10 protein-coding genes are annotated in these 8,916 nt (G+C 68.7%); 1 reads left to right on the top strand and 9 read right to left on the bottom strand.

Annotated features, from left to right (window positions below; genetic code table 11):
* Positions 1 to 104: 104 nt before the first annotated feature.
* Positions 105 to 1,637, bottom strand: a complete 1,533-nt coding sequence (locus ABQE93_RS18230; RefSeq protein WP_448409438.1) for a phospholipase D family protein — start codon at positions 1,635 to 1,637, stop codon at positions 105 to 107.
* A 28-nt stretch (positions 1,638 to 1,665) separates the two neighbouring features.
* Positions 1,666 to 3,018 (bottom strand): TIGR01777 family oxidoreductase, encoded by a 1,353-nt coding sequence (locus ABQE93_RS18225; protein WP_448409158.1) that lies wholly within the window; start codon positions 3,016 to 3,018, stop codon positions 1,666 to 1,668.
* A gap of 63 nt (positions 3,019 to 3,081) precedes the next feature.
* Here ABQE93_RS18225 and ABQE93_RS18220 point away from each other — a divergent pair, with 63 nt between their 5' ends.
* Positions 3,082 to 3,759, top strand: coding sequence for a phosphoribosyltransferase (locus tag ABQE93_RS18220; RefSeq protein WP_448409160.1), 678 nt, complete (start codon positions 3,082 to 3,084; stop codon positions 3,757 to 3,759).
* On the opposite strand, the gene ABQE93_RS18215 is transcribed toward ABQE93_RS18220, so the two are convergent.
* The 7 genes from ABQE93_RS18215 to ftsZ all read right to left on the bottom strand — a co-directional run bounded on the left by ABQE93_RS18215 (position 3,756) and on the right by ftsZ (position 8,801).
* Complete coding sequence (locus tag ABQE93_RS18215; RefSeq protein WP_448409161.1) at positions 3,756 to 4,067, bottom strand: DUF308 domain-containing protein; 312 nt, start codon at positions 4,065 to 4,067, stop codon at positions 3,756 to 3,758. The two genes, ABQE93_RS18220 and ABQE93_RS18215, sit on opposite strands and share 4 nt — an antisense overlap.
* 34 nt (positions 4,068 to 4,101) lie before the next feature.
* The gene (gene wag31 / locus ABQE93_RS18210) at positions 4,102 to 4,905 is read right to left on the bottom strand and encodes a DivIVA-like cell division protein Wag31 (protein WP_448409162.1); all 804 of its coding nucleotides are present in this window, start codon (positions 4,903 to 4,905) and stop codon (positions 4,102 to 4,104) included.
* 155 nt (positions 4,906 to 5,060) lie between these two features.
* Entirely contained in the window at positions 5,061 to 5,351 is a 291-nt protein-coding gene (locus ABQE93_RS18205; RefSeq protein WP_448394211.1) for a YggT family protein, read from the bottom strand.
* 103 nt (positions 5,352 to 5,454) lie between these two features.
* The gene (locus ABQE93_RS18200; RefSeq protein WP_448409164.1) at positions 5,455 to 6,093 is read right to left on the bottom strand and encodes a cell division protein SepF; all 639 of its coding nucleotides are present in this window, start codon (positions 6,091 to 6,093) and stop codon (positions 5,455 to 5,457) included.
* Positions 6,094 to 6,158: 65 nt separating this feature from the next.
* Positions 6,159 to 6,899, bottom strand: coding sequence for a YggS family pyridoxal phosphate-dependent enzyme (locus ABQE93_RS18195; RefSeq protein ID WP_448409166.1), 741 nt, complete (start codon positions 6,897 to 6,899; stop codon positions 6,159 to 6,161).
* An 8-nt stretch (positions 6,900 to 6,907) separates the two neighbouring features.
* Positions 6,908 to 7,615, bottom strand: a complete 708-nt coding sequence (pgeF, locus tag ABQE93_RS18190) for a peptidoglycan editing factor PgeF (protein ID WP_448409168.1) — start codon at positions 7,613 to 7,615, stop codon at positions 6,908 to 6,910.
* Positions 7,616 to 7,643: 28 nt separating this feature from the next.
* Positions 7,644 to 8,801, bottom strand: a complete 1,158-nt coding sequence (gene ftsZ / locus ABQE93_RS18185) for a cell division protein FtsZ (protein WP_448409169.1) — start codon at positions 8,799 to 8,801, stop codon at positions 7,644 to 7,646.
* Positions 8,802 to 8,916 lie beyond the last annotated feature (115 nt).

Genomic DNA, 8,916 nt, shown 5'->3' with positions numbered 1-8,916 from the left:
AGCCTCATCAGCATGCGCATCCACCGCCGCTAACCCGGTCACATCCAACATGACCCGACAATAAAACCCACCCCCGACAAATTCCGGACTCGCGCGGCAAGACCTCACAGCCGGCGCCGGATCCGGTCACGCCAGTCGCGCCCGTCGGGGTCGTAGGCCAACCGGTACATCGGCGATGCCCACAGCCGCGTCGGCCAGCCGAGCCGTTCGGGATTGTGCGAGCGCAACCGGCCGGGTGGGCGCGGCCCGCGGCGCCCGGACGTGTACCAATGCTCCAAAGCCTCTGCCGCCTGGATGATTTCACTGACCGCGGCCGCCGGGTCGACCAGGGCACCGTCGTCGTCGCGGTCGAGGTGTTCGCGCAGCAGCCGCACCCTCAGGTCCCGGGCGAACACCCCGTCGGCGTCGAGCACCGCGCAGGTCAGCTCGCTGTCGTGCGTCCACGACCGGCGGTTGAGGTTGTCGCTGCCGATACACGACCAGACATCATCGACCACAATCACTTTCGCGTGTACATAGACCGGGATGCCTTCGCGGTTCTCGACGTCGAACACGTGCACCCGATCCGGGCTGGCATCCTGGCAGGTCTTCAACGCCTGCCACCGCCCCACCAGGTTCGGCGGAAGCGCCAGCGCTCCGTCGACGTCGGGGTACCGCGGGATCACCGCGACCAGGTGCAGCTGCGGATTGTCGCGCAGCGCACGGGCGAACAGCTTGGCGACGGGCTTTGACCACAGGTACTGGTCTTCCACATAGATCAGCCTGCGTGCCCGCGGGATCACCTTGTTGTAGGCGCGGGCGATGCTGCGCTCGCCGCGCGGCGCGAACTGGTAGGCGAAGTGCGCGTCCGGATAGGTGCGCAACACCTGCACCGCATGCGGTCCGCACGGCGGCGGATCGGGCGGCTGGGCGGGCAGCCGGTCGGCGTGCATATCGGCGCCACGCAGCCGGTCGCGCAGCCAGGCCAGCGGGTTGAGCATGTCCAGCGACGCGGGATCGTTCCAGCGCTCACGAAACGTCGTGTCCAGCGCGCCGACGGCCGGCCCTTGCACCCGCAGTTGCACGTCGTGCCACGGCGGGTGCTCGCCGTACCGCTGGGCCATCCGGATCGCCTGCGGGTCGCCGTGATGGGCGGCGTCGTCGCGGCGGGAGTGGCACAGGTCGATACCGCCCGCGAACGCCACGTCGCGCTCGGGCGCGCCCGGGTGCCGCACGACCACCATCTTCTGGTGGTGCGATCCGCCGATGCGCACGCGCTGGTCGAGCAGCACCTCGCCGCCGGCCCGTTCGATCGCCTCGCCGAGGTGCTGGTTCTCCTCCTCGCTGTACTGGAACTTGTCCAGGTGCGACCGCCACATCAGACCCTTGACAATGACGCCGCGTTGCGCTGCGCCACAGAACAATTCGCTCACGGTCGGTCCGCCGTCGCGCATCTTCTGGTCTGGGTCGCCGCGCCAGTCGGTGAAGAACAGATGATCGCCTGCGCGCAGGGCCTCCACCTCGGTGACCAGATGGTCGAAGTACGTCGCACCGTGGACCAGCGCTTCGACGCGATTGCCCTCACACCACGCCGGCAGGCGCGTATCCGGGTTGCCGCGTTCCGCGTCGGTCAGGAACCATTCCGAGAGGTCTGACACGCCAGAGAATGCCCGGTTGACCGCGGCGTCAATCAGGTCGGTCACGCCCGAGTTCGTGCGCGAGCGCGGCGTCGATGCACGGACGGCGGAAGCGGTGCCCCAGCGCCTCGAGTTTGGCCGGCACCACCCGCTGGCTGGCTTCAGCGACTTCGTCGACACCCTGCTGCCCCAACAGGATTCGCGGCCCCAGCGACGGCACCGGTAACACCGCCGGGCGTCGCATCACCCGGGCGAGCGCCGCGGTGTAGTCGGCGTTGCGCACCGGGGTCGGCGCGACGGCATTGACGGGTCCGCTCAGGCGGTCGTCGTACAGCGCGCGCAGATACACGTCGAGCAGATCGTCCAACCCGATCCACGCCAGCCACTGTTGCCCGCTGCCGAGCCGCCCACCCAGCCCGGCCGCGAACAGCGGCCGCAACAGCCGCAACGTGCCACCGCGCGCGGACTGCACCACCCCGGTGCGCACCGTGACCACCCGCACACCGGCCGCGTCGGCAGGTTTCGTCGCGGCTTCCCAGTCCGCGGCCACGTCGGCCAGAAACCCCTCGCCGCGGTCGCTGTCCTCGTCGAGCACGGCGTCGCCGCGGTCGGCCCCGTAGACGCCGACCCCGGACGCGGTGACGAACACCCGCGCGCCGCCCGCGGCTGCCACCTCGGCCAGCCGCCGAGTCGGTTCGACGCGGCTGTCGCGGATCGCGGCCTTGTGCGCGTCGCTGAAGCGTCCGGCGATCGACGCGCCGGCCAGGTGGATGACGGCGTCGACGCCCGCCAACAGCTGCGGGTGCGGCCGTTCGGGATCCCACTGCCGCTCGTCCTCGGAGTGCGCTGGCCGCCGCACCAGCCGGATCACCCGGTGTCCGCCGGTGCTCAGAAACGCCGTCAGTGCCGTTCCGACCAGCCCTGACGCGCCGGTCACCGCCACGACCAGCGGCCGCAACCCGGCAGCCGCCGCGTCGCGGTGCGCGGCCAGGTCGTCGGCGAGCTGGCGGTGCCGGTAGACGAACATCGGCCGCAGCGCCGCGGCCGGAACCGGCGCCTCGACCCGGTCATCGACCCGGGTGCCGCCGGATACCTCGCTGAACTCGTGGATGTGTGTCCAGCGCCCGACCAGCCTGACCGGCCACGACGCTGGACCTTCCGACGACAGCACGTCGACGAAGCGGTACGGCGGCGCGTACCGGGCCGGGTCGTGCTGGGCCACCCAGCGCAGCCCGCCCGGCAGGCCGAGCACCGCCTGCCCGTCGGCCAGCGACTGCGTCTCCGCGACCACCGTCATCGGCTGCCACGGCGGCACCAGACGGCGCATCGCGCCCGGTCGGGTGTGCCAGGCGAACACCTCGTCGATCCGATGATCGACGATGCTCTGGTACTCGATTCCCATGTTGAGCCATTGGATACCCAATCGTCGTAGGCTGAGAGCGTTCCCGATAGCGAAGTGGCTGCGATGAGCGGATGGGGTGGGCTCGCCCGACGGAATTCGGAGCGGGTCTTTGCAAACCGGCAGGAAGCCGGCGAGGTCCTTGGCGACGAGTTGTCGTCCTACCGCGGCAAGGACAACGTGCTGGTCCTCGGTTTGGCGCGCGGCGGGGTTCCGGTCGGATGGCACGTGGCCGCGGCGTTGCACGCACCGCTGGACGTGTTCCTGGTCCGCAAGCTCGGAGTGCCGCACTGGCCGGAGCTGGCGATGGGCGCACTGGCTAGCGGCGGCGGCATTGTGCTCAACGACAGCGTGGTGCGCAGCCTCCACATCAGCGACGAACAACTGCAGGATGTCATCGGACGCGAAACCGAGGAACTGCATAGACGCGAACGCGCCTACCGCGGCGACCGTGCGCCGGTCGACCTTTCCGGGCGCATCGTGATCCTGGTCGACGACGGCATCGCCACCGGTGCCAGCATGCTCGCGGCCGTGCGTGCGGTGCGGGCCGGCGGGCCGGCGCGGCTGGTGGTCGCGGTGCCGGTGGGCGCGCCGTCGGCCTGCCGCGAGCTGGCGGCCGAAGCCGACGAGGTGGTGTGCGTGACGATGCCGCCCGGGTTCGAAGCGGTTGGGCAGGTATTCCAGGACTTCCGGCAGGTCACCGACGACGAGGTTCGCGAATTGCTCGCTACCCCAACGGTTTAGCGGTTGTTCTCTTCGGCCTGTTCGACGACGGTGGTCTCGGCGTCATCCTCGGGTTGATCCCGCGGCGGTTCCGCGTCGGTGTCGGGGTACTCGGCGTCGAACTGCTCGGTTTCGGCGGGGGTCTCGGCCTCTTCGGCTGGCTCCGCGCTGCCTCTGCTTCGTTCGCGCACTGCATCGACGATCAACAGCAGGACACCGATGGCGCTGGCGGCGATACACACCCAGGCGATCAGTTCATTGCTTGTGACGACGGCGGTTACCAGCGCGGCCAGGCCGATGACGGCGAGCACGAGCGCAACGATCAGCATTGATCAACCCTAGGTGGACGGAAGCCTCGGAGCGCTAGTTATTGCCCCGATTGAATTGGTTGAAGCCGGCGCTTTCGCTGTTGGCTCCCGAGTCGACCGGTGCGGCCGAGCCGCGCTGGCCGAGTTCTTCGAGCTGGGATTCCAGGTAGGTCTTCAACCGGGTGCGGTACTCACGCTCGAAGGTCCGCAGTTGTTCGAGACGCCCTTCCAACACGGTGCGCTGCTGGTTGATGGTGCCCATGATCTCGGAGTGTTTGCGTTCGGCGTCGGCCTGCAACGCGTCGGCCTTCTCCTGGGCCTGACGCAGCTGTGCCTCCGAGCGGGACTGCGCGTCGGCGAGCATCGCATCGGCGCGCTGGCGTGCGTCGGCGACGGTGGTCTCCGCGGTCTGGCGGGCTTCGCTGACCATCGCGTCGGCCTGCGCACGTGCGTCGGCGAGCATCTTCTCGGACTCGGCCTTGGCGCTGCCGGTCAACCGGTCGGCGGTGTCCTGCGCCAGGCTGAGCACCTTGGCCGCGCGCAGATGCTGATCCTCGCTGGACGCCGCGGCGGCGGGTGCCTCGTAGGCGGGCTGCGGCGCCGGCTCGGCGGGCTGTTCGTATTGCGGGACGCTCGGTGCCGCGGCTACCTGGCCGCCGCCGTCGGCTCGGGCGGCCGCAAGCTCCTGGTCCAGTTCGGCGACGCGCTGACGCAGGTCGGTGTTCTCTTCGATCAGGCGGGCCAGCTCGGCCTCGACCAGGTCGAGGAACGCGTCGACCTCGTCCTCGTTGTAGCCGCGCTTGCCGATGGGTGGCTTACTGAACGCGACGTTGTGGACGTCGGCTGGTGTGAGCGGCATCGTATGCCCCCTTGGAGTCTGGACCGTCAACCGATCTCAAAGTGTAGAGCCTTGGTTTACCACTGGGCGTAACTGGCGTCCATCCTGTCACACCAGACCCGTCGGTTGCAGGCGAGGTTAATAATTAAGAGCGAATTTCAAACTATCCGGCGTCGTCAGGCGGCCGCGCCGAATGCGAGCTGCATGCCGATGAACGCCAGCAGCAACAGCACCATGATCGACAGGTCGAACCGCACGGCACCTATCGTGAGCTGCGGAATCAGGCGGCGCAGCAGCCGCACCGGCGGATCGGTCAGGGTCATGATGATCTCGAGGATCACCACCGTCGCCCCTTTCGGATGCCAGTCGCGGGAGAACGTGCGGATGAACTCGACCACGACGCGGGCTATGAGCAGCAGCCAGAACACGAACAGGACGAAGCCCAGGATCTGGAAGAACTGCGACAACGGAGCGACCTCGCTACGGATGGTGTGACGTTTGGCAAGACGGAGGCTCTCGGCTGCCACAGCCTCAAGCGCCAGGCCAGCCTACCTGTACAGCGCAGCGGGCCTACTGATAGGCGTAGAAGCCCGCCTCGGCGATGCGGCGCCGCTCTTCGGCGGTGACGTCGATGTCAGCGGGCGAGAGCAGGAACACCTTGGTGGCCACCTTGTCGAAGGAGCCGCGCAGCGCGAAGGCCAGGCCCGCGGCGAAGTCGACGAGCCGCTTGGCGTCGGCGTTGTCCATCGTGACGAGGTCCATGATCACCGGGGTGCCGTCGCGGAACCGCTCACCGATGGTGCGCGCCTCGCTGTAGTCCTTGGGCCGAAGCGTGGTGATCTTCGACAGGGGGCTGCCCGCCTCGAACAGCTCCGCCATCCGGCGCGGGTCCATCGCCAGCGCGCCGCGGGTCGCGCCGCGCAGTGAACCACCGAACCGCGGTGCCGGCCGGTCGAATTCACGCGGGGCGCGCAGGCGGGGTTCGAAGCGGCCCTCGTCGGCATAGCCGCCGCGGTAGCCGCCAGGAGGGTCGTCGTAGTCGCGGTCGTCGTAGCCGCGGCCGTAGCCGTCGTCGTCGAACCGGTCGTCTCGGGGGCGACGCGAGTAGCCGCGCATGGGGGCGCGGTCCTCTTCGTCGTAATACTCGTCGTCGTAGTCATCCATCGGCGCCATGCCGAAGTAAGCCTTGACCTTGTGCAGTGTGCTCATCGCTCGACCCTTCTGGTAACGCAGGCTCTGGTGTCTGTGATGAAGATGTGACTGGAGTGACTACTTCAAGGGAACGGTAGAGGACGTGGCCCCAATAGCGCGGTACCGACACGCACACATGTGGAGCCGTGTTTGATCGCCGCCTCGAGGTCGCTGGACATCCCTGCCGACAGCTCGAGCCGCTGGTGATAGTGGTTTTGTACCCGCCGGTGCTCGGTTTGTAACCGGGCGAATGCGGTATCGGCATCCGCATCGAGCGGCGGAATCGCCATCAGCCCGGCGAACTCCAGCGCCTCGGCCGCCTCGGCGGCCGCACACATCTCGTCGACGAGATCGGGGCGTTCCACGTAGATGCCGCCCCGGCGTTCGTCACCGTCAAGGCTGAGCTGGATGCAGACGCGCAAGGGTTCGGTGCGTCGCCCGTCGGCCAGCGCCTCGGTGGCAGCGCGGTCGAGTGCGTCGAGCACCTTGCGGCTGTCGACGGAGTGCGCCGCGTAGGCCCACCCGGCGATCGCGCGCGCTTTGTTGCGTTGAATGCGCCCGACCATGTGCCAGCGAACCGTTGCCGCGCCCCCCATTTCGCGCAGTTCCGCGATCTTGTGGGAGGCCTCCTGTTCGCGGGACTCGCCAACGGAGCGGCACCCCAATTGGGTCAGAACCAGGACGTCGGATGCCGGAAAGAATTTTGTGACCGGAAGCAATTCGATTTCGTTCTCATCGCGGCCGGCCGCCTCGGCGGCATCGGCGATGCGGGCCCGCAGCGCGCTGAGCGCCTCGGCCAGTTCGAGTTCGCGCGCCGTCGCCACCGCAGCCGTCATTCCATCCACACCAGCGATGCCATCCGCCCCGTGGGGGCGTCGCGCCGGTGGCTGAACAGGGTGGTGTCCTCGACGGTGCACCGCGGATCGATGTCGACGGCGGCGATCCCCAAACCCGTGAGTTGGCGTGCGATCCCGGCGCGCAGGTCAAGGCCCGGCGTGTTTCTGGCCGTCACTGTGCGGCTGCCTGGCAGCGCGGCCTCGACCTCGTCGGCCATGGCGGCGGGCACTTCGTAGTTGCGTCCGCTGACCGCGGGCCCCAGCAGCGCGGAGATGTCCTCGGCATGCGCGCCCAGGCCGAGCATCGCCTCGACCGCGAGCGCCACCACTCCCTTCTGCGCGCCGACGCGTCCGGCGTGTACGGCGGCCACCACGCCGGCGCGCGCGTCGGCCATCAGCACCGGGACGCAGTCGGCGGTCACCACCGCCAACGCCAGCCGCGGTGTCGCGGTCACCAGGGCATCGGTGTTGTCGAGGGCAGTCCGGGGTGGGCCGTCGACCACCGCGACGTGGTCGCCGTGCACCTGGTTCATCCACACCACCGCGTCGTCGCCGAGGCCGATCGCCTCGCGCAGCCGCTTGCGGTTGGCTGCCACCGCGGCCGGGTCGTCGCCGACATGGTCGCCGAGGTTGAAGGTGTCGTAGGGCGGCGCGGAGACACCGCCGGCGCGGGTGGTGGTCACGCGCCGAATGCGAACCGTCACGGTCGCCAGTATTGCGTCAAGCTCAGGCTCAGCGGCGCATGAAGGGCGGGACATCGACGTCGTCATCGGAGATGCCGCCGTCGTCGCCGCCGATACTGACCGTGGCGCCGTTGGTGTGCGTAGGCACGCTGGCGGGGTCGGACGGCTCGAACAGCGAGGTGCTCACCTTGCCTGCCTTCCCCGACTCGATCGGCGGGGTCGACGTGGACGAGGAACTCACCACCGGGGTGCGGCCCGGTCCGCTGGAGTCGAAGCCCGCCGCGATGACCGTGACGCGCACCTCGTCGCCCAGCGAGTCGTCGATCACCGTGCCGAAGATGATGTTGGCATCCTGATGTGCGGCGTCTTGTACCAGCGAGGCGGCCTCGTTGATCTCGAACAAGCCGAGGTCGCTGCCGCCGGCCACCGACAGCAGCACGCCCTGGGCACCTTCCATCGAGGCTTCCAGCAGCGGCGAGTTGATCGCGATCTCGGCGGCCTTGAGCGCCCGCCCGTCGCCGCGTGCCGAGCCGATGCCCATCAACGCGGTGCCCGCCCCGCTCATCACGCCCTTGACGTCGGCGAAGTCGACGTTGATCAGGCCCGGGGTGGTGATCAGGTCGGTGATGCCCTGAACGCCGTTGAGCAGCACCTCGTCGGCGCTGCGGAACGCGTCCATCAGCGACACAGCGGCGTCGCCCATCTGCAGCAGCCGGTCGTTGGGGATGACGATCAGGGTGTCGCAGCTCTCGCGCAGCGCCTGGATGCCGAGCTCGGCCTGGTTGCTTCGGCGCTTGCCCTCAAACGAGAACGGCCGCGTCACCACGCCGACGGTCAGCGCACCGAGCTTGCGGGCGATCGACGCGACGACGGGGGCGCCGCCGGTGCCGGTGCCGCCGCCTTCGCCTGCGGTGACGAACACCATGTCGGCGCCGCGCAGCAGCTCCTCAATGTCGTCCTTGGCGTCCTCGGCGGCCTTGCGCCCCACCTCGGGATCGGCGCCGGCGCCGAGCCCACGGGTGGACTCGCGGCCGACGTCGAGTTTGACGTCAGCATCGCTCATCAACAGCGCCTGAGCATCGGTGTTGATCGCGATGAACTCGACGCCCTTGAGGCCCTGTTCGATCATTCGGTTGACGGCATTGACGCCGCCACCGCCGATGCCGACGACCTTGATCACGGCGAGGTAATTGTGCGGGGGGGTCATGGATCGCCTTCCTCCCTGGTTGCCGGTACGGACGCCGAACGTCTTGAACACGCCTGCAAACTCTCAACCTCAACCAGAGGGTTATAGTTATGTCAAGTTGTTCCGCGCAACCAGA

It is taken from the genome of Mycolicibacterium sp. XJ662 (genome assembly GCF_053484035.1).
Note: the sequence above shows the minus strand (reverse complement) of the source record. Positions and strands in the feature narration are given on the sequence as shown.

What these genes read in the sequence shown, in the direction of transcription:
- ABQE93_RS18225 (WP_448409158.1), bottom strand. Translation starts at nt 3,018, where the DNA reads ATGGGAATCGAGTACCAGAGCATCGTCGATCATCGGATCGACGAGGTG.
- ABQE93_RS18220 (WP_448409160.1), top strand. Translation starts at nt 3,082, where the DNA reads ATGAGCGGATGGGGTGGGCTCGCCCGACGGAATTCGGAGCGGGTCTTT.
- ABQE93_RS18215 (WP_448409161.1), bottom strand. Translation starts at nt 4,067, where the DNA reads ATGCTGATCGTTGCGCTCGTGCTCGCCGTCATCGGCCTGGCCGCGCTG.
- wag31 (WP_448409162.1), bottom strand. Translation starts at nt 4,905, where the DNA reads ATGCCGCTCACACCAGCCGACGTCCACAACGTCGCGTTCAGTAAGCCA.
- ABQE93_RS18200 (WP_448409164.1), bottom strand. Translation starts at nt 6,093, where the DNA reads ATGAGCACACTGCACAAGGTCAAGGCTTACTTCGGCATGGCGCCGATG.
- ftsZ (WP_448409169.1), bottom strand. Translation starts at nt 8,801, where the DNA reads ATGACCCCCCCGCACAATTACCTCGCCGTGATCAAGGTCGTCGGCATC.